20 protein-coding genes are annotated in these 19991 nt (G+C 62.5%); 13 read left to right on the forward strand and 7 right to left on the reverse strand.

Features of this window, described 5'->3' with window-relative positions; genetic code table 11:
* The first annotated feature begins 152 nt into the window (after window positions 1-152).
* Window positions 153-1031 carry a LysR substrate-binding domain-containing protein gene (locus ACTJK9_RS16420; protein WP_440814874.1) on the forward strand — a complete coding sequence of 293 codons (879 nt, stop codon included), beginning with the start codon at window positions 153-155 and terminating at the stop codon, window positions 1029-1031.
* Window positions 1032-1044: 13 nt separating this feature from the next.
* Here ACTJK9_RS16420 and ACTJK9_RS16425 read toward each other — a convergent pair whose 3' ends face one another.
* Entirely contained in the window at window positions 1045-1884 is an 840-nt protein-coding gene (locus tag ACTJK9_RS16425; RefSeq protein ID WP_440814876.1) for an NAD-dependent protein deacetylase, read from the reverse strand.
* Window positions 1885-1965: 81 nt separating this feature from the next.
* Window positions 1966-3012 (reverse strand): class I SAM-dependent methyltransferase, encoded by a 1047-nt coding sequence (locus tag ACTJK9_RS16430; protein ID WP_085613541.1) that lies wholly within the window; start codon window positions 3010-3012, stop codon window positions 1966-1968.
* Between the two features lie 308 nt (window positions 3013-3320).
* Here ACTJK9_RS16430 and ACTJK9_RS16435 point away from each other — a divergent pair, with 308 nt between their 5' ends.
* The 3 genes from ACTJK9_RS16435 to ACTJK9_RS16445 all read left to right on the forward strand — a co-directional run bounded on the left by ACTJK9_RS16435 (window position 3321) and on the right by ACTJK9_RS16445 (window position 6390).
* Entirely contained in the window at window positions 3321-4637 is a 1317-nt protein-coding gene (locus ACTJK9_RS16435; RefSeq protein ID WP_440814879.1) for an acetamidase/formamidase family protein, read from the forward strand.
* 171 nt (window positions 4638-4808) lie between these two features.
* Window positions 4809-5648, forward strand: coding sequence for an HvfB family MNIO-type RiPP peptide maturase (locus tag ACTJK9_RS16440; RefSeq protein WP_064595331.1), 840 nt, complete (start codon window positions 4809-4811; stop codon window positions 5646-5648).
* Window positions 5641-6390, forward strand: coding sequence for an HvfC family RiPP maturation protein (locus ACTJK9_RS16445; RefSeq protein WP_221399360.1), 750 nt, complete (start codon window positions 5641-5643; stop codon window positions 6388-6390). Before ACTJK9_RS16440 ends, ACTJK9_RS16445 begins: the two co-directional genes overlap by 8 nt.
* A 141-nt stretch (window positions 6391-6531) precedes the next feature.
* On the opposite strand, the gene ACTJK9_RS16450 is transcribed toward ACTJK9_RS16445, so the two are convergent.
* Both ACTJK9_RS16450 and ACTJK9_RS16455 read right to left on the reverse strand, forming a co-directional pair.
* Window positions 6532-7839 carry an ATP-binding protein gene (locus ACTJK9_RS16450; RefSeq protein ID WP_440814882.1) on the reverse strand — a complete coding sequence of 436 codons (1308 nt, stop codon included), beginning with the start codon at window positions 7837-7839 and terminating at the stop codon, window positions 6532-6534.
* Window positions 7836-8576 (reverse strand): response regulator, encoded by a 741-nt coding sequence (locus tag ACTJK9_RS16455; protein WP_007956289.1) that lies wholly within the window; start codon window positions 8574-8576, stop codon window positions 7836-7838. The genes ACTJK9_RS16450 and ACTJK9_RS16455 overlap by 4 nt, the downstream gene beginning before the upstream one ends.
* Before the next feature lie 306 nt (window positions 8577-8882).
* Here ACTJK9_RS16455 and ACTJK9_RS16460 point away from each other — a divergent pair, with 306 nt between their 5' ends.
* The 3 genes from ACTJK9_RS16460 to ACTJK9_RS16470 all read left to right on the forward strand — a co-directional run bounded on the left by ACTJK9_RS16460 (window position 8883) and on the right by ACTJK9_RS16470 (window position 10811).
* Complete coding sequence (locus ACTJK9_RS16460) at window positions 8883-9152, forward strand: DUF2790 domain-containing protein (RefSeq protein WP_039767844.1); 270 nt, start codon at window positions 8883-8885, stop codon at window positions 9150-9152.
* A 29-nt stretch (window positions 9153-9181) separates the two neighbouring features.
* Window positions 9182-9520 (forward strand): hypothetical protein, encoded by a 339-nt coding sequence (locus ACTJK9_RS16465; RefSeq protein WP_085648852.1) that lies wholly within the window; start codon window positions 9182-9184, stop codon window positions 9518-9520.
* Between the two features lie 76 nt (window positions 9521-9596).
* Complete coding sequence (locus ACTJK9_RS16470) at window positions 9597-10811, forward strand: cytochrome c biogenesis protein DipZ (protein ID WP_085613545.1); 1215 nt, start codon at window positions 9597-9599, stop codon at window positions 10809-10811.
* Between the two features lie 18 nt (window positions 10812-10829).
* On the opposite strand, the gene ACTJK9_RS16475 is transcribed toward ACTJK9_RS16470, so the two are convergent.
* The gene (locus ACTJK9_RS16475) at window positions 10830-11291 is read right to left on the reverse strand and encodes a GNAT family N-acetyltransferase (protein ID WP_085613546.1); all 462 of its coding nucleotides are present in this window, start codon (window positions 11289-11291) and stop codon (window positions 10830-10832) included.
* Between the two features lie 229 nt (window positions 11292-11520).
* Here ACTJK9_RS16475 and ACTJK9_RS16480 point away from each other — a divergent pair, with 229 nt between their 5' ends.
* Window positions 11521-11793 carry a DUF4242 domain-containing protein gene (locus tag ACTJK9_RS16480; protein WP_064595343.1) on the forward strand — a complete coding sequence of 91 codons (273 nt, stop codon included), beginning with the start codon at window positions 11521-11523 and terminating at the stop codon, window positions 11791-11793.
* 32 nt (window positions 11794-11825) lie between these two features.
* Entirely contained in the window at window positions 11826-12638 is an 813-nt protein-coding gene (locus ACTJK9_RS16485) for a class I SAM-dependent methyltransferase (RefSeq protein WP_103387128.1), read from the forward strand.
* Window positions 12639-12701: 63 nt separating this feature from the next.
* Here the strand turns inward: ACTJK9_RS16485 and pcsA are convergent, their stop codons facing one another.
* On the reverse strand, window positions 12702-13424 hold the full coding sequence (gene pcsA / locus ACTJK9_RS16490) for a phosphatidylcholine synthase (protein WP_039767868.1): 723 nt from the start codon (window positions 13422-13424) through the stop codon (window positions 12702-12704).
* A gap of 259 nt (window positions 13425-13683) precedes the next feature.
* Between pcsA and ACTJK9_RS16495 the strand changes: the two genes are divergently transcribed.
* From ACTJK9_RS16495 to ligD, 4 genes are all read left to right on the forward strand, one after another.
* On the forward strand, window positions 13684-14409 hold the full coding sequence (locus ACTJK9_RS16495) for a tellurite resistance TerB family protein (RefSeq protein ID WP_414881184.1): 726 nt from the start codon (window positions 13684-13686) through the stop codon (window positions 14407-14409).
* 167 nt (window positions 14410-14576) lie between these two features.
* The gene (locus ACTJK9_RS16500; protein ID WP_085613004.1) at window positions 14577-15953 is read left to right on the forward strand and encodes an iron-containing redox enzyme family protein; all 1377 of its coding nucleotides are present in this window, start codon (window positions 14577-14579) and stop codon (window positions 15951-15953) included.
* 11 nt (window positions 15954-15964) lie between these two features.
* Entirely contained in the window at window positions 15965-16918 is a 954-nt protein-coding gene (locus ACTJK9_RS16505) for a methyltransferase (protein WP_039770963.1), read from the forward strand.
* 17 nt (window positions 16919-16935) lie between these two features.
* Entirely contained in the window at window positions 16936-19482 is a 2547-nt protein-coding gene (gene ligD, locus ACTJK9_RS16510) for a DNA ligase D (protein ID WP_440814887.1), read from the forward strand.
* Here ligD and ACTJK9_RS16515 read toward each other — a convergent pair whose 3' ends face one another.
* Window positions 19483-19899 (reverse strand): hypothetical protein, encoded by a 417-nt coding sequence (locus ACTJK9_RS16515; RefSeq protein WP_440814889.1) that lies wholly within the window; start codon window positions 19897-19899, stop codon window positions 19483-19485. It lies immediately after the preceding gene.
* Between the last annotated feature and the right edge of the window lie 92 nt (window positions 19900-19991).

Consider the following 19991-nt stretch of genomic DNA (forward strand, 5'->3'; position numbering starts at 1 on the left):
TCGGGCGGCTGGCTAGCCGAGTGACTGGAGTGTCGCGCTGAAGGATATATTTGTTAAGTTGATTTTTAAGGTTGATTGATTGATAAAGCTCATTAAATGTCCGCCTTGGTCGGCGGACGGATGTTCAGCTTAGTCCGTCGAGTAACACAACCATGACCATCAAGCAGATCCGCGCCTTTCTCGCCGTGGCCCAGAGCCTGAGCTTCGCCGTGGCCTGCGAGCGTCTGCACCTGTCGCAGTCGGCACTGAGCCTGACCATCAAGGCGCTGGAAGAAGGCCTGGGCGGGCGCCTGTTCAGTCGCAACACGCGCAACGTGGCGCTAACCCCGGAAGGCGAATCGCTGCTGCCGCTGGCCCGGCGCCTGATCGCCGATTGGGACAACGCCGAAGACGAAATGCGCCAGCGCTTCAGCCTGCAGCGCGGGCGGGTGACGCTGGCGGCGATGCCGTCGTTTGCCGGCAACCTGCTGCCGCCGATTCTCAAGACCTTCCGCGCGCGTTATCCGAACGTCAACGTCACGGTCAACGACGTGATCAACGAGCAAGTGCTGGAAATGGTCCGCGATCGCCAGGTCGAACTCGGCGTGGCCTTCGAGCCGATGCAGAACACCTCGCTGACGTTCACGCCGCTTTACCGGGATCGTTTCGTCGCCGTGGTGCCGCAGGATTCGCCGCTGGCTGATCGCAGTGACATTGATTGGCAGACCTTGCTGCAGGAGCCGTTCATCACCCTGCAACGACCGTCCACGGTGCGTGTGATGCTGGAAGAACACTTGCAGGCCCGGGGCATGAAACTGCCGGTGGAATTTGAAAGCCATCAACTGGCGACGGTCGGGCGGATGGTGGCGAGCGGGTTGGGCGTGAGTGCGGTGCCAGCCTTGTGTGCCGGGCAGATGCGCGAGTTGGGCGCGCATTGCCTGACCTTGCACGAGCCGGTGGTGGAGCGGGCGATTGGCGTGCTGACGGATCCGGGGAATGAACTGTCGGCGGCGGCACAGGCGCTTTTTGACATTCTCAAGGCTGTACACTGACTTTGGGAGGTCGCTAAGTCAGACGTTCTGTCAGTAGCGGCAGCAACTGTTCGCACGACGCTTCAATCTTCAACTCCAGCAACTCATCCGCCCGCGTCTTCCCCAGGTTGATCGCAATCAGCGGCTTGCCCCGATCCGCAATCACCCGGCACAGGCGAAACGCCGAATACGCCATCAACGACGAACCCACCACCAGCATCCCGGCGGCATTTTCCGCCAGCGCCATGGCCCGCGCCGCAGTCGGTTGCGCCACGTTCTCACCAAAAAACACTACGTCCGGTTTCATCCGCTCGCCTGCGCAGTGCGGGCAATGCGGCACTTGGAAGCGCGCCTCGAAAGCCGGGTCGAGCAGGGTGTCGCCGTCCGGTGCCTGCACGGCATCGACGCCCGCCAGATACGGGTTCTGCGTTTCCATCAATTGCTGAATCGAATCCCGCTCGCTGCGCTGACCGCAATCCAGGCACAACACCCGGTGCAGGCTGCCGTGCAGTTCGATGACATCGTGGCTGCCGGCCTGATCGTGCAGGGTGTCGACATTCTGGGTAATCAGGCCTCCGATCCGGCCGTGGCTTTGCAGACTGGCCAGCGCCTCATGGGCAGCGTTCGGTCGCGCCTGGCGCACCCGTGGCCAGCCGAGCATCGCCCGGGCCCAATAGCGCCGGCGCGATTCCGGGGCGGCGAGGAATTCCTGGTACATCATCGGCTGCCGGCCCCGGCGCACACCGTCGGTGTCGCGGTAGTCCGGGATGCCTGACGGCGTGCTGATGCCGGCGCCGGTCAGCACAATGAAGTCGCCATCGGCCATGACCTGTTGCAGATAGTCGAGCGGGTCGGGGAGGGGACGGTCGAGCATGATCAGCGCTCCGCAGGCTGTAAGTGCCTTGCAGGTTAGCACCGACGGACGCCTCTCTTCAGAGGCGTCCGCTGCCCGAGGTTACTTGCGCGCCTCCAGAATCAGGTTGAACGGCGTCTGCGTCGCCCGCCGGAAGTGTTTGAAGCCGGCTTCGGTAAACACTTTACGCAGACGCAACTCGCCCGCCTGGGCACCGAGGCCGAGACCCACTTCCTGGGACAGCGAATTTGGCGTGCAGATGAACGTTGACGCCGCGTAGAACAAGCGCCCGACCGGCGTGATGTTTTCGTCCAGGGTGTCGTTGGCGAACGGCTCGACCAGCAGCACCGTGCCGTCTTCTTTCAGGGATTCATAGGCGTGTTTGGCGGCACCGACCGGATCGCCCATGTCGTGCAGGCAGTCGAAATAGCAGATCAGGTCATAGTCATCGCCGGGGTAGCTTTTCGCCGTGCCCTGGAAGAACCGCGCGCGACTGCTGACGCCGCCTTCTTCGGCTCGTTGGGTGGCGACGGTGATCGAAGGCGCGTGATAGTCGTAGCCGACGAATCGCGAGTTCGGATAGGCCTGGGCCATGATCACCGTGGACGCACCGTGACCGCAGCCGATGTCGGCGACCTTGGCGCCTGCTTCGAGTTTGGCCACCACGCCGTCCAGCGCCGGCAGCCACTCGGCGATCAAATGCCCCTTGTAGCCGGGGCGGAAGAAGCGCTCGGTGCCGGTGAACATGCACGGATGGTGATCGCCCCAGGGCAGGGCGCCGTTGCCGCGCATGGCTTTGACCAGTTTGTCCTTGTCATGGAAAAACGACGCCACCACGCCAAGCCCGCCGGCCACGTACACCGGCGAGTCTTCCTTGGCCAGGGCCAGCGCCTGTTCTTCCGGCAGACGGAATTTGCCGTCGTGGTGTTCCATGTAGCCGGACGCCGCGTGGGCGCTCAGCCATTCGCGCACCAATCGCGGGTTGCAGGTGGTTTTTGCAGCGAGGGATTCAGGGCTGATCGGCTGACTGTCGGCCATTGCCCGATAGAGGCCGAGTTCTTCGCCGACAATGACATTGGCCAGCATCGCCGCGCCGCCCATGTCGTTGACCAGTTTGCCCATGAATTCGTTGAGTCTGGCCTCGTCCATTTCATGTGCTCCATTGACAGGATCACAGTCCGGTGGCGTTGGGGGTCGAGGCATTCACCACCGGGCGGTGGTCGTGGAAACGGGCAGGGCGACACTGCTGTCCTGCGTCCCCCTCGACTGGGTACTGATTGAGTCTAGCCGCTGTTGGCGCCGGTGGGAGCGGGCTGCGTGGATTTCGAGGCTTGTATCGTTGTGTATCGCGACGGTGCGTGGATACACAGACCGACCATTGCAGCGTTGGCCGGACACAGCGCCGATACAAACCTGCGTTGAACTGAGCCGCCCAGCCTGCCAACGAGGTGATTTCCATGAGCGCTCCCATTCAGCTGTCCGTCGAACGGCTGCACGTCAACCAGTACACCAACGGCCTGATCGGCCCAGGCCAGACGATGCGCGGCCCGCTGGCCGACGGCGGCACGCTGGTCACGGGGACGCCGCCGGGGTGCTGGGGGCCGATGATCACGCCGTCATTCGAGGGCGGCCATGAAGTGACGCAACCGGTGTACATCGAAGGCGCCGAGGTCGGCGATGCGGTAGCGATCAAGATCAAACGCATGCAGGTCACGTCCCACGCCACGTCGTCAGGAGTGATGAGTTTTGTTGAAGGGCGATATCACGGCGATCCGTTCGTCGCCAAATACTGCAGCCAGTGCGGCACCGAACACCCGGCGAGCCATGTGGAGGGGATCGGCGAGGAGGCGATTCGCTGCAACCATTGCGGCGCCGAAGTCAGTGCGTTTCGCTTCAGCCACGGTTACGTGATCGTGTTCGACGCCGAGCATCAGGTCAGCCTGACGGTCAACCAGGACGTGGCGGATCGACTGGCCGGCAAGGCGTCGCAAATGTCCGCATTGCCGGAAATGGCGGCGCAGCACTCGATTCTGTCCCTGGCACGCGCCGACATGCCCGGCGTGGCGGCTCACATGCGGCCGTTTCTCGGCAACATCGGCACCACTCCGTCGCGGGATCTGCCGGACTCGCATAACTGCGCCGATTTCGGCCAGTACCTGATCGGCGCCCCGCACCGCTTCGGCATGACCCGCGAAGAACTGCACGCGGCCAAGACCGACGGCCACATGGACACCAACTCGATCCGCGAGGGTTGCGTGCTGATCTGTCCGGTCAAGGTGCCGGGCGCCGGGGTGTACATGGGCGACATGCACGCGCAGCAGGGCAACGGCGAAATCGCCGGCCACGCCACCGATTGCTCGGGGGAAACCGAGGTACAGGTGCATGTGATCAAGGGCCTGACTCTGGAAGGGCCGATCCTGCTGCAGAACCTCGATGATCTGCCACCGATGGCCCGGCCGATGAACGCCGAGAAACTGCGCCATGTCCGCGAACTCGGCGCCCGGTGGGGTCAGCACGACATTCAGGCCACCGGGCCGATCACCTTCATCGGCAGCGGCGAAAACCTCAACGTTGCGGTGGAAAACGGCCTGCATCGGGCCGCCGCCGTCACCGGCCTGCCATACGATGAAGTGCTCAACCGCGCGACCATCAACGGTTCGATCGACATCAGCCGTTTGCCTGGCACGGTGCGGGTAACGTTCCTGTGCCCGATGGACGTGCTCGATCGCCTCGGCATTGGCGACCTGGTCCGCGAGAAGTACGACCTCGCGTAACTCGCCGCTCACCAAGACGGCAGCGGGTCTGTATCCCACTGTGTACAGACCCGCCGCCGATACAAAACCCGCCACTTCCCGCGCATTGCCCACACAGCCGCGATACACCCTGCGGTTTAACTGAGCCTGTCAGTCGCCACGCCCGGCGACTCCTCAGCAGAGATCTTGCCCATGCAGATTCCCCACCCCACCTTGCAGGCCAGCGTCGGGCTCGGCTTGCGTCGCGGCTTGATGAAAGACCTGCAAGCCGCGCGCACCGGCGATTTCGACTTTCTCGAAGTGGCGCCGGAAAACTGGATCGGCGTCGGCGGTGCCCATGGCGCCGCGCTGCGCGAACTGGCCGAGCGCTATCCGTTGTCCTGTCACGGGTTATCGTTGTCGCTCGGTGGTTCGGCGCCGCTGGACGTCGATTTTCTCCGGGAAGTGCGGACCTTTCTCGATCATCACAAAGTGCCGCTGTATAGCGAACACCTGAGCTATTGCAGCGACGACGGTCATCTCTATGACCTGCTGCCGTTGCCGTTCACCGAAGAGGCGGTGCACCACGTCGCCGCACGGATCCGTCAGGCCCAGGACATTCTAGGCCGGCGCCTGGCGGTGGAAAACGTTTCCTACTACGCCGCGCCCCGGCAGGACATGGACGAAGTGACCTTCACCAACGCCGTGTTGCGCGAGGCCGATTGCGATCTGCTGCTGGACGTCAACAACGTCTACGTCAACTCGATCAACCACGGTTTCGATCCGCAGACGTTCCTGGCCGCCATCGAGCCGGGCCGGGTGGTCGGGATGCACGTGGCTGGGCACTTTGACGAGTCCGACACGCTGAAGATCGACACCCATGGCGCCTCGGTCAAACCGGTGGTCTGGTCATTGCTGGCCGACGCTTATGCCCGATTCGGCGCGCAGCCGACCTTGCTGGAGCGGGATTTCAATTTCCCCGCGTTCTCTGAACTGGTGGCCGAGCTGCAAACCATTCGCCGTCTGCAAATCGAAGGAGGCCCGCGTGGATAATCTTCTGCGGCAACAACAGGCGTTGACCCGCTACCTGCGCGATCCAGAGCATGAAATGCCGCCCGCCGACATGAACGCGGCGCGGGTCAATGTCTATCGCGATCTGGTGTTCAACAACGTCTCGCAACTGCTGGGCAGCACGTTTCCTGTGCTGATCCGGATCATCGGCCAGGAACGCTGGCGCACATTGATTCGTGGCTTCCTGCGGGACTACCGGGCGCAGACGCCGAAATTCGGCGAGATCGCCGAGGAGTTTGTCGGTTACCTCGCCTCGGAACCGGCCGTGTTGAGCGAGGGTGACTGGCCGGCGTTCCTGGTGGAGCTGGCGCATTACGAGTGGGTGGAAATGGTGTTGCAGCAGTCCGACGCCGAGCCCTTGCCTGCGAGTGATCCGGCGAAGTTGCTGGAGTGGCCACTGCAGGTTTCGGCGTTAGCCTGGCCGTTGGCGTACACCTGGCCGGTGCAAATCCTCAGCCCTGACCATCAACCGTCTACACCACCGGCCCAGCCAACGTTGTTGCTGGTAAGGCGTGCGGTAGATTTCAGTGTGAAGTTTTCCGAGCTGAGCCCGTTGGCCTGGCGGTTGTTGCAGCGCATTGGCGAGTTCCCCGCGCTGAACGGTCGTGAACAACTGGAAGGGCTGGCGATGGAGGCGGGTTTGCCGGTAACGGCATCGTTCATGGACAGTGGTTTGGCGTTGTTGCGGCAGATGCATGAGGACGGTGTGTTAGGCATTACATGATTTCGAAAACACCGCAAATCCTGTGGGAGCGGGCTTGGTCCTGGCGGCGATCCGACGAAGGCGCTTGTTCAGTCGATGAATATATCGACTCTACTGGCCTCTTCGCCGGCAAGCCCGCTCCCACATGGATTTATGTTTGCTTCAGGTGTGTAGCGGCAACTTCAGCTCCGCACACAATCCGCCACCTTCACGATTGCTCAGGGTCAGCGAACCGCCCAGCGCCAGCGCCAGTTGCTGGGCGATCGCCAGCCCCAGCCCGGTGCCGCCGGTGCTGCGGTTGCGTGAGTTTTCCACGCGGTAGAAGGGCTCCATCACCTGGGCCAGCTCTTCTTCGGCGATGCCCGGGCCGCGATCCATGACCTTGATCGAGAGGCTGCTCTTGTCGCGTTGAATCAGCAGTTCGGCAGCGCCGGCGAACTTCAGCGCGTTGTCGGTCAGGTTGACCAGCACCCGGCGCAAGGCGTGGGGGCGGGTATCGATGACTGCGTCACTCTTGCCGCTCAGTTGCACCTCCTTGCCCATGTCCTGATAGTCGAACACCAGGCTGTCGAGGAACGAATCCAGATTGGTGCGTCGGCTTTCCTCGGTCGAGCCGTGGATGCTGCGGGCATAGGCCACGCCTTCGCGCACCAGATGTTCCATCTCGCCGAGGTCGTTCCACAGTTTGTCTTTCTCGGCCGAATCGTCCATGAACTCCGCCCGCAGTTTCATGCGGGTGATCGGGGTTTGCAGGTCGTGGGAGATTGCCGCGAGCAGTTGCATGCGCTCTTTCAGGTACGCGGCGATGCGCGCCTGCATCGAGTTGAAGGCGCGGGCGGCGTAGGCCACTTCGTTCGGGCCTTTTTCGTCGAGGTTGATCGGGTGGGCGTTGGGGTCGAGGGTTTCCACGGCGTTGGCGAGGCGGGTGAGGGGGCGGATGGCGATGCGCACCGCCAGCCAGGTGCAGGCGAGCATCAGCGCCAGTTGCCCGAGCAATACCACCGGCAGCCATGGCGACAGCGGCACCATCGACGGGCGCACATCGATGGTCACCGGGCTGCCGTCGCTCAGGCGCAGGTGGCCCTGAAAGTGTTTTTTCGGGCCGGGAATATCGGTGAACGTCAGCGGATAGGCGTCGCCAATTGCATCGGTAATCGAGGTGACGGCAATCGGCACGTCCTGCGGGTCCAGCGGTGTGCCCGGTTCGCCCTCGCTCAGCAGATAGCCATAATTCTTGCGAGCCAGGCGTTTGAGCCACATCGGGCGTTCTTCGGCGGGCAGGCGGTCGAGGATGGCAATCGAGGTCGAAACGTCGGTTTCGAGGTTGCCGAGCATGGTGTTTTTCGCGCTTTCGTAGCGCTCGTAATACTGCGCGCCGAACGACAGCGCCTGAGCGAGGATCAGCCCGATCAGGAAAATCAGCGACAACCGTGAGGCGAGGGTGCGCGGCCAGTGCAGGGCGAGATTCATGCGGGGGCTCCGAGGACTTCGACCGGCAGCGAAAACACATAGCCTTCGCTGCGCACGGTCTTGATGTAGGCCGGTTCGCGGGCGTCATCCAGCAGGCGCTGGCGCAGACGGCTGACCAGCAGATCGATGGAGCGGTCGAACAGATCGGCGTCGCGGCCCTGGGTCAGATTCAGCAGTTGATCGCGGCTCAACACCCGTTGCGGATGGTCGAGGAACACGCGCAACAAACGGTACTCCGCGCCACTGAGCGCGACCATGGTGCCGTCCTTGTCCAGCAGATGCCGAGCCGATGTGTCGAGCTGCCAACGACCGAACGCCAGCAGCCGGCCGCTTTCCGTCACCACCAGGTTCGGCGGCAGCATCCGTGTACGCCGCAGCACGGCATTGATCCGCGCCAGCAGCTCGCGGGCGGCGAAGGGTTTGGTCAGGTAGTCGTCGGCGCCCATTTCCAGGCCGAGGATGCGGTCGGTTTCATCATTGCGTGCGGTGAGCATCAGGATCGGCGTGGCCCTGTGTTTGCCCGAGCGCAACTCGCGGCACAGCAGCAGGCCATCGTCGCCGGGCATCATGATGTCGAGCACGATCAGGTCGACGGTGTTGGCTTCCAGAAAACTGCGCATCTGCCGGCCATCGGCAACCACCGTGGTGCGCAGGCCGTTTTTCTTCAGGTAATTGCCGACCAGTTCGCGAATCTCGCGGTCGTCGTCGACGATCAGGATGTGATCGACATGTTCCATGGGGCCAAACCTCAATCAAAGGGGATTGCCGGGCAGTCTATCGAGCCTGCGCGAGGCCGCCTGCCTGCCTTTGTATTGCAGTGTATCCAGCGCTGTGACGGATACACGCCGACGCAAAAAGCGGATTTTTACAGGGTTTTGTATCGCTGTGTATCCCGGGCGCGCGCGGATACGTAGCGATTTATACACGGCATTTGCCGACACATGCGCGATACCTCGCGAGCTTTAAATGAGCTCCATCGAGGCAAGCACAGAACGCCTCGGCCCACTCAACGATTCAACCATTGAAGCCCCGAGGAAAACGCCATGAACGCCAAGACCAAATCGATCGCTGCCGCTTGCCTGTTTGCCGCTCTGAACATCTGCACCCTGTCGGCCCGCGCCGAAGCCGATGTCACTCCGCAAACCTACTCCTACGGCAGCCACCTGGACATCCAGAAAGTGGTGTCGCTGAAACAGGACAACTCGATGACTTGCGGCATCGTCGACGCCCGCCTGACCTACCTCGACTCGGCCGGCAAGACCCAGGTACTCGACTACCGCAAATTCGCCGACGGCTGCAACGAAGACAACTGATTACCCACCTCTATAAAAGGAACATCGCCATGAACAACGTATCGCGCTATCTGACCGCTGTTGCCTTCTCCCTCGCCGGTGTCGCGGCCCACGCCAACGCTGCCGTCGAACAGAACAGCTGTGGCAGCAGCACCTGCTTCCAACTGGCTCCGGTGGCCAAGCCGGGCAGCGAAGGTTTGATCGCCGCCGACGGCGCCAGCCGCACGCCACAGGGCCAGACACTGGCCGCCGACGGTTCCAGCCGCACGCCACAGGGCCAGACACTGGCCGCCGACGGCTCCAGCCGTACGCCGCAAGGCCAGACGCTGGCCGAGAACGGTGCCAGCCGTACGCCGCAAAGCCAATGGCTGGATAACCAGACGGCTTGAGGATTGAAGGGGCTGCCCGTAACGGTCAGCCCCCGATCCAGTCGACAGACCACCCCTCATTCAAAAGGTGAACCTCATGTTTCTCATCGCGTTCCTGGGCGGTCTGTTGACTGTCCTCAGCCCGTGCATTTTGCCGGTGGTGCCGTTTCTGTTCGCCGGAGCCGACCGCACCCGTTCTTCGATCCTGCTGACTCTCGGCGGCATGGCCCTGACCTTCGCCCTGATCTCCAGTCTGGCGGTGGTCAGCAGCGAGTGGGTGATCCAGGCCAGCAACACCGGTCGCCATATCGCGCTGGCGGTGATGGTGCTGTTTGCGCTGTCGCTGATTTCCGCGCGCATCGGTGACTGGCTGGCGCGGCCCTTTGTGCTGCTGGGCAATCGCCTCGACCCCGACGCCCGGAAAAAGACCGGGCCCATGGCGTCGATCATGATCGGTGTCGCCACCGGTCTGCTGTGGGCGCCGTGCGCCGGTCCGATCCTCGGCGTGATCCTCACCGGTGCCATGCTGCAAGGCGCCAACGCCCAAACCAGCCTGTTGCTGCTGGCCTACGGCGCGGGCAGCGCGCTGTCGCTGGGAACGCTGATCTTCGCCGGTCGCGGTCTGGTCAACCGACTGAAACCGTCGATTCCTTTCACTGGCTGGTTCCGCCGCGGCGCGGGTGTTGCGGTGCTGGCGACGGCGGCGGTGATCGCCACCGGTGCTGACAACGTGCTGCTGGCCAACACCTCGTCACAAGGCGTGGCATCGGTCGAGAAAAGCGTGCTGGAGAACGTGCCGAAAGTGGTGGACTACTTCGTCAGCAAAGTCCGTGCGGACTCGACTGAAGACGAGGCGAGCAAAGGCGCGATGCCGTCGCTGTCCGGTGCGGTGCAATGGCTGAACTCGCCGGAACTGACAGCCGAGTCCCTGCGCGGCAAAGTGGTGCTGGTGGACTTCTGGACGTATGACTGCATCAACTGCCAGCACACCCTGCCGTACGTCAAAGAGTGGGAGAAGAAGTACGGCAAGGACGGCCTGGTGGTGATCGGTGTGCACACTCCGGAATACGGCTATGAGCGGATCATCGACAACGTCAAGGATCAGGTGAAGAAGCTTGGCATCACCTACCCGGTAGCCATCGACAACAACTACGCGATCTGGCGCAACTTCGATAACCAATACTGGCCGGCGCATTATCTGGTCGACGCCAAGGGGCAGGTGCGTTACACCCACTTTGGCGAAGGCAGTTATCAGGCGCAGGAGCAGATGATTCAGCAGCTGCTCAAAGAGGCCAAGGCGCCTGCTGCGTAAACCGCGAAACTCAATGGCTCACAGGTCGCGCACCATGAGCCATTGTTCGTTACCCCAGGCGTGAAAACGCTCCAGCACCGTCCAGCCGCGTTTGGCGTAATAGTCCTGTTTGCTCTGGGTGTGCAGATAGAAACGCGGCAGGCCCCGTTTTTTCGCCTCCTCAGCAATTCCCTCGATCAGCCTTGCTGCCAGACCCTGACCGCGTGATTCGGGGCTGACCAGCACACAGGCCAGCCACGGTCCGAGATCCGGTCGAAGGGCCAGATCCGCCCGGGCCAGTGCCGCACCGCCCAGCAGTCGATCTCCGTCCAGCGCAATCAGGCAACGCCAGTCGCCATTGGTCTGGCCCTCGGCAAATTCGCGCTGCCATTCGGCCAAAGGTTGCTCGGCATATTCGTAGTGAAACTGGCGGTGGATCCACGCCGCGTAAGTGTCGCTGTGCTGCAGGTGATCGGCGAGCCATTCGAGGCGCAAGGACATGATCGAATTCCGTTCCGGTGAGGGCCTGCATGAGAGCCGATCAGCCGGAGCGTTGGCAACCCCCCGACAGTGTTTCGGGGCCTTTACAAAATCCCGCCATTCATCGGCCAATGCCCGGTTTTACGGGCTCTCCGGACGATTGGCAGGGACGCCGGACAGCGCCCGCGCGATAGTGGGCGAGCAGGGCCGCCAACGGCTCTGACATCCATAAAAAGAATGCGAGGTTGCCATGCCGAAGTTCGTGATTGAACGCGAGATTCCAGGAGCCGGAAAGCTATCGGAGCAAGAACTCAAGGCCGTATCGCAAACGTCCTGCAACGTGCTGCGTGAACTCGGGCCAGAGGTGCAGTGGCTGCAGAGTTATGTGACTGCCGACAAGATCTATTGCGTGTACATCGCACCCAACGAGGAACTGGTGCGCGAACACGCAAGGCAAGGGGGATTTCCGGCCAACAGCGTGTCCCGGGTGACGAGCATCATCGACCCGACGACCGCCGAGTGACGTTTGACCCTTCTGCCGTGGAGCACCCATTCATGAGTACCCCCATTGATCTCACTGCCCTGAAGGAACGCCAGAAAGTCGCCTGGGCCAGTGGCGACTACGCCGTGATCGGCACCACGCTGCAAATCGTCGGCGAAACCCTCGCCGAAGCCTGCGACCTGCGCTGCGATGAAGAAGTGCTGGATGTCGCCGCCGGCAACGGCAATGCCACGCTCGCGGCGGCACGCCGTGGTTGTCTGGTGACGTCCACCGACTATGTCGCGGCATTGCTGGAGCGCGGCCAGGACCGGGCGCGCGCCGAGCATCTGGAGGTGACCTTTCAGGTCGCCGATGCCGAAGCGCTGCCGTTTGCCGATTCCAGTTTCGATGCGGTGCTGTCGACCTTCGGCGTGATGTTCGCCCCGGATCAGGCGAAAGCGGCCAAGGAGCTGGCGCGGGTCTGTCGCCGTGGCGGACGGATCGGCCTGGCCAACTGGACGCCGGAAGGCTTCGTCGGCCAGATGTTCAAGACCCTCGGTCGCTACCTGCCACCGCCACCCGTTGCGCAACCGCCCTCGAACTGGGGCGCGGAAGCCTGGCTGCATTCGCATTTCGACGATCGCCAGTTTCAGTTGCAGGTGACTCGGCGCCACTTCAACTTCCGCTATCGCTCGGCGGCGCATTTCATTGATGTGTTTCGCCACTGGTACGGCCCGGTACACAAGGCGTTCGCGGCGTTGCCGCCGGAGAGCGGGCAGGCGCTGGAGACGGATCTGACGCTACTGATCGACGGGCTGAACCGGGCGGGGGCGGAATCGATGGTGGTGCCGAGCGAGTATCTGGAGGTGGTCATCACTAAACGCTGAGCGTCATGCAAAACAACTGTGGGAGCGAGCAGGTTCGCTCCCACAGGGATCCCGACAGGGCTTCTATTTCAGATGCGCGCTGTCAAACCACTCCAGCGCCGTGCGCCAGATGCAGATGCCGAGAAAGTACGCCGACGCCAGCAGCCACAGGCCCATCACCAGCGGGTTGATCACCGGGTGGTTCAGCACCAGCGACAGGCTGCACAGCAACCAGATCGCCGTCACCGCAATGTTGATCGGCATGAACCGGCGTACCCGGAACGGGTGGAGGAACTTCATGCGGGTCACGGTCAGCAGCGCCAGGCCAATCACCGTCAGGAAGGTGAGCCACGGCCCCGGATCGATGATGTACAGACACAACGCAACCACGTTCCAGGCGGCGGGGAAACCGACGAAGTAGTTGTCCTTGCTCTTCATGTTGACGTTGCAGAAGCAGAACAGCGACGACACCAGAATCAGCGACACGGTCAGCAGCAGGGTGTAGTCGGGCAGGGGAATGTAGCGATAGATGAACAGCGCCGGGATGAACACGTAGGTCAGGTAGTCGATCACCAGATCGAGGATCGATCCGTCGAAACTCGGCAGCACCGACTGCACGTTGACCTTGCGCGCCAGCGCTCCGTCGAGGCCGTCGACGATCAGCGCCACGCCCAGCCACATCAGGCAGTGGATCGGCTGGTTTTCCAACAGGGCAAGGGTGGCCAGGAAGGCAGTGACCACGCCGGTCGCGGTGAAACCATGGGCGCCCCAGGCCTTGAGCCTGGCGATGTGGACGGTCGATATCACGAAGGCGTTCTCCAGAAAGTGCAGCAAGCCGCGTAAACCCTTGGGCAGCAAGGGTGGCGACCAACCGGGTCGGGTTGCAGCTATCGACCGGTCGGGCCGGGTCAAGGTTCACCCATTCGTGAAGATTAGCTGGCCGGGGAAAAATTTCTCTGGAGAATCACTCGCCCATGGCCACGTCAGCCCAACGGTGCTGGCGCAACGCATCAGGAGGGCTATCGTTGCCTGACGCAGTCATACCCCTTTGCCTGAGGACGACGTCATGAACACCAGCGATCTGCTCGAACAACTGCTGCGAGGCCAGGCCTCGGCGGGACAACCAGGTGGCGCGTCGGCCGGCGGGGGAGCGGGTGGGCTTGGCGGGTTGCTCGGCGGTCTGCTGGGCGGCGGCAGTGGCGGCGGTTCTGCTGCTGGCGGGCTTGGCGGCCTGGGCGGGTTGCTTGGCGGATTGCTCGGCGGTGGCGGGGCGCTGGGTGGCGGCACGCAGCGTCGGTCCGGCGGCACCAATTACGCGGCGCTGGCCTCGCTGGGCATGATGGCTTTCCAGGCGTATCAAGCCTGGCAACGCAGCCAGGCGTCCGCCGCGCCGCAGCAAACTCCGCAGACTGCGGACCTGTTGTCCGGCCCGCAAGTCGAAGAACACAGTCACGCCGTTCTGCGTGCATTGATCGCGGCGGCCAAGGCTGACGGGCGGATCGATGAGTCGGAAAAACACCTGATCAGCAGCGAAATCGGCAAGCACACCGATGACCCGAACCTGCAGCAATGGCTCGACGACGAGGTCGCCAAACCGCTGGATCCCACCGAAGTGGCGCAGGCGGCGCAGAACGATCCAGCCATGGCCGCCGAGATGTACCTGGCCAGCGTGATGCTGGTGGACGATCAGCAGGACGCCGAGCGCAATTATCTGGATGAACTGGCAGCGGCGTTGCAGATCGACCCCGAGTTGCAGGTTCACCTCGAACAGCAGGCCAAAGGCACGGCCTGACCCTCTCACCTCACAGCCTTCGACCGTTCCGTTAAAGCAAGGAGCGAGCCGAAGGCTCCGTCCGTCAGGGCAATTTTCAAGCCGATTGAATTTTTGACGCGCCAAGCCTCTCTGCTTCATTAGAGGCGAGTGACTGAGCGTCCTGCCAATCGATCGAGAATATTGCCATGACTGTCCTGACTCACCTGCAAGCTGCCCCCGCCCCATCACGTCCGCTCGATTCTCTGGGTGGGTTGCGGCGTATCCATGAAGCACTTTTAGCCGAGGAGCATCCGCAGCCGCTGGCGCGCGCCTTTCTGGAAGATCAACTGCTGCAAGCCGCGCAGTTGAAGGATGAGCTGCCATCGGACCCCGCGCAGTGGCATGCCTGGGTGGCTGAGCACTGTGCCGATGTCGCCCGGCAATACGCCGACTACCTGCAACAACGCAAGGCTGGAGGCGCGCGGCAGTTCTTCAGTTGCAAGGCTCATGCGCTGTATTTCCTGCAAGCGGTGGCGCCGACCAAACTGGTCGATGGCGCCTGGCTCTACGGCTTGCTCGGACAGTGGCGCGATCCGCGCTTCAGCAGCCTGATCAGCACTTATCTGGAAGAACTGGGCGAGGGCAATCCGGCCCAGAACCACGTCGTGATCTACCGCCAGCTGCTCGCCGAACAGGGCCTCGAGCCGAGCAGTCCCCTGCCCGACGAACGCTACCTGCAAGGCGCGCTGCAATTGGCCCTGGGTGCCGGCGGCATGGACTTTTTGCCGGAGGTGATCGGTTACAACCTTGGCTACGAGCAACTGCCCCTGCACCTGTTGATCAGCAGTTACGAACTCAGTGAACTGGGGATCGATCCTTACTACTTCACTCTGCACGTGACCATCGACAATGCCAGCACCGGTCATGCGCAAAAAGCCGTGCAGGCCGTTCTGGATCTGCTGCCTCTGGAGGCTGATCGCCGCGATTTCCTGCGCCGGGTATCGCTGGGCTATCGGCTCAATGACCTGGGGCAGGGTAGCCGCGCAATCATCGAGGGGTTCGATCTGGAGCGCGAACTGTTGGCGATGCTTGAGCGCAAGTGTCCGTTCGCTCAACACATGCACTCCGACTATTGCCGCTTCGAAGGCAAGACCGTCAATCAGTGGCTGGCCGATCCGCAGCAGCTGTCCGGGTTCCTGCAGGCCATGCAGGACAAGGGCTGGATCAAGCGCCACGAAGATCCACAGGGCAGCCGCTTCTGGCAATTGATCGATGGCGATGGTGCGGCGATGTTCGGCGTGTTCAGCGCCTATGAAAAACAACTGGTGCACGACTGGATTGCCGGTGACTGGATTTCTGCGGATAAACCCGTCGCGTTCCGCCGCCGCCCCTCAGTCCCTGCGCCGATCGAGGTGCCCGAACAGGACCCCGATGTGCAGCGCCTGAATGCGGCACTGCAAGGGCAGGACGCTCACAGCAAGTTCGCAACGTTGATCCCCTGGCTCGCGCCGGCCCGGCACGCGCATCCGGCCGGGCTGCTTGCCACTCGCCATTTCATCCAACTCAAATCCGGTCTGCGTTAAGGAAATCATCAATGAATCAGGAAGAACAACTGTCCGCCAACGATCTGGTGCTGCTGCAACTGGGAAGGCGCCTGCAGGCCGACGGCTATCGTTTCATCACCCCGACGCCGCTGACCCATCAACGGGTCAACCAGCGCGACGAAGGGCAGGCCGCCGATTGCCTGCGGGATGTGTTCGGATGGTCGCGCCCGTTCGAACCGGGCCTGCTGTCTGCCGATGAACAGCGACAATTGCAGGACGCCCAGGTGATTGATGCGTTCGACGGACGCTTGAAGAGCCGGGTGCGATGGTCGAGCCTGGATGACTTGCTTTTCGTGCATTCCGGGTTTCCCACGGATGCCGCCGATTCGGTGTTCTTCGGCCCGGATACCTATCGCTTTGCCCAACTGATTCACAGCCATTTGCAGCAGAACTTTGCGCCTATCCACCGTGCGGTGGACATCGGTTGTGGCGCCGGAGTCGGCGCGATCCTGATTGGCCGTGCCCGGCGCGAAGCGCAAGTGCTGGCGGTGGATATCAACCCTGCTGCGCTGCGCCTGACCACGATCAACGCGGCGCTGGCCGAAGTGGCCAACGTCGAGGTGCGCGCCAGTGATGTATTGCAAGGCGTGGACGGTGAATTCGACCTGATCGTCGCCAACCCGCCGTACATGGCCGATCCGGCCGGACGAGCTTACCGCCATGGCGGTGGGACGCTGGGGGCGGGGCTGTCGTTGCGCATCGTCGAACAGGCGCTCAATCACCTGACGCCCGGTGGTTCGCTGCTGCTGTACACCGGCGTGGCGATGGTCGATGGCCGCGATCCTTTCCTCGACACGGTATTGCCACGGCTGGATGAAAAACGGTTCGGCTGGACCTACCGCGAACTCGATCCGGATGTGTTCGGCGAAGAGTTGCTCAATCCCGGCTATCAGCGCGTCGACCGGATTGCCGTGGTCGCGCTGACGGTGACTCGAACAGGTTGAAACAAGGCAGGTGCAGGATGAGCAGGAATCTCGACGACTACAACCGGATGCGCGACTTCTCGGCGACATCCGAGCCGGCAGCCGACCACCGGCGGGGCAAGAAGCCCGGCGGTGAGCAGGCTTTGCAATTCTGCATCCAGAAGCATGACGCCTCGCACCTGCATTATGACTTTCGCCTGGAACTCGACGGCGCGCTCAAGAGCTGGGCGGTGCCCAAGGGCCCGTCGCTGGATCCCAAGGTCAAGCGGCTGGCGGTGCACGTCGAGGATCACCCGCTGGATTACGCGACGTTCGAGGGCAGCATTCCCGAAGGGCATTACGGTGCCGGCGATGTGATCGTTTGGGATCGCGGCGTGTGGATTCCGCTGGAAGACCCGGAGAAAGCCTACGCCAAGGGCAAGCTCAAATTCGAACTGCGCGGCGAGAAGCTCGCCGGGGTTTGGAACCTGGTGCGCACCCACATGCCGGGCAAGAAAGAGCAGTGGTTTCTGATCAAGCATCAGGACAGCGCCGCACGCCCGCAAAGCGATTACGACGTGCTGGTCGCCGAACCCGACAGCGTGCTCAGCGAGCGCACGATCGTCGACAAACCCCGGCTCAGTGCGAAGCAGGTCAAACCACTGAAAGGCCCGGCGAAAGCACCGCGCAAGCCAGCTTCGGGCAAACTCACTGGCGCCCACAAGGCGAGTATCCCGGCGCAGTTGAAACCTCAACTGGCGACTCTGGTGGAGAGCGCGCCGGAAGGGGATTGGCAATACGAAATCAAGTTCGACGGCTATCGGATCATGGCGCGTATCGATCAGGACCAGGTGCAGTTGTTCACCCGCAATGGCCATGACTGGACGCACAAATTGCCGAAACAGGCGCAAGCCCTGGCGGCGCTGGGCCTGGAGTCGGCGTGGCTGGATGGTGAGATGGTGGTCGCCGACGCGGACGGCGTGCCGGACTTTCAGGCCCTGCAAAACGCGTTCGATTCGGGACGCAGCGAAAACATCGTCTATTACCTGTTTGATCTGCCGTATCTGAACGGTGTCGACCTGCGCGAGGTGCCCGTGGAGGAACGGCGCGCAGCGCTGGCCACTGTTCTGAAAACCCATCAAGACCCGCTGCTGCGTTTCTCCGAAGCGTTCGACGAAACCCCGCAGGCCTTGCTCAACAGCGCCTGCCAGATGCGCATGGAAGGCCTGATCGGTAAACGCCTCGGCTCGTCTTACGTGTCGCGCCGCAGTAGCGACTGGATCAAGCTCAAGTGCAAGCATCGCCAGGAATTCGTGATCGTCGGCTATACCGATCCGAAAGGCGCGCGCAGTTCGTTCGGCGCGTTGCTGCTGGGTCTGCATGATCGTGACAGCGGCGAGTTGCGGTACGCCGGCAAGGTCGGCACGGGATTTAATGAAACCACCCTCAAGAGCATCCTCGCGCAGCTCAAACCCTTGCGGGTGAAGAAGCCGGCGGTGGCCAACCCGCCTACAGGGTTCGAAGCCAAGGGTGTGCACTGGCTCAAGCCGAGTCTGCTGGCGGAAGTGGCCTTCGCCGAAATGACCCAGGACGGCTCAGTGCGTCACGCCGTTTTTCATGGCTTGCGCGACGACAAACCGGCCAAGGACATCACCGAGGAGCGCGCCAAACCCATGAAGACTTCAAAGACTGAATCTACTGCACCGTCGCAATCCGGCCTGGCCGACGGCAAGGTGCGGATCACTCATCCCGATCGGGTGATCGATGCCAGCAGTGGCACCACCAAAATGCAGCTGGCCGAGTATTACGCCAGCGTCGCCGAATGGATTCTGCCGCAGCTCAAGGATCGCCCGGTAGCGCTGGTGCGCGCCCCGGACGGTATCGCCGGTGAGCTGTTCTTCCAGAAAAACGCCGAGAACCTGGCGATCCCCGGCATCCGCACGCTCGACAAGGAACTGACCGGCCAGCCGGTGATGCTGATCAACAACGCCGAAGCCTTGATCGGCGCGGTGCAGATGAGCACGGTCGAACTGCACACCTGGAACGCCACCACCACCGATCTGGACAAGCCCGACCGCTTTGTCCTCGACCTCGACCCGGACCCGGCGCTGCCGTGGAAAAGCATGGTCGAAGCCACGGCGCTGACCCTGACCGTGCTGGATGAACTGGGCCTCAAGGCGTTCCTCAAGACCAGCGGCGGCAAGGGCATTCATCTGGTGGTGCCGCTGACCCGCAAGCATGGCTGGGACGAGGTCAAGGATTTCAGTCACGCCATCGTCACGCACATGGCGAAATTGTTGCCGGAGCGTTTTTCTGCGGTGTCCGGGCCGAAAAATCGCGTAGGGCGGATCTTCATCGATTACCTGCGCAACGGTCTGGGCGCCACCACCATCTGCGCCTACGCGGCGCGTACCCGTGAAGGGCTGCCGGTGTCGGTGCCGCTGTTTCGGGAAGAGGTCGGCGAGATCAAAGGCGCCGATCAATGGACCGTGCACAACGTTCACGAACGGCTGGCGGAAGTGGGGGATGAACCTTGGGCGGATCTGAAAAAAACCCGGCAGAGCATCACAGCGGAGATGCGCAAGCGGGTGGGCATGAAGAAATGATCAGGTGTCGCGCAGCAAGTCGTGGGCGTTGAGCAGATCGAAGGCGACTTGCGGATTGTTTTCCAGGCCACGGCGGATGGCGGCCGGGATGGTTTTTCGGGTTTTGCGGCAGAGCCCTGGAAGCTCTTCGACGTCGATTTCGATGCCGCCTCGCACAGTCCGCACTTCACCGAACTTTGGCGCGATCAGCACACGAATGCCTAGCTGATCGAACATCTTGCCTTGCAGCCGCTGGAGGTCGGCGAGGTCTTTGAGGTTTTCCAGTCGCTCGAGCAGACGCTTTTCTTCCTCGCGGGTCAGCAACAGGATGCGCACATCCGCGCCGGGCGTATCCAGCAGCGGATCACGCCCGCAGATGCACAGACCCGGCGGGCAAGGGGAGCGGAGTGAGGCGGAAATCGTCATGGCCTCCATCATAGAGGCCGTTCGACGGTTTTGCCCATGGTCGTTCGCCAGCCGTCCATCGGCAGGGCGTAACGGTGGCAAGTCCGTCAGCCACCATCATCGAA

Source organism: Pseudomonas sp. 22082 (assembly GCF_052046055.1).
Lineage (GTDB): Bacteria > Pseudomonadota > Gammaproteobacteria > Pseudomonadales > Pseudomonadaceae > Aquipseudomonas > Aquipseudomonas pharyngis.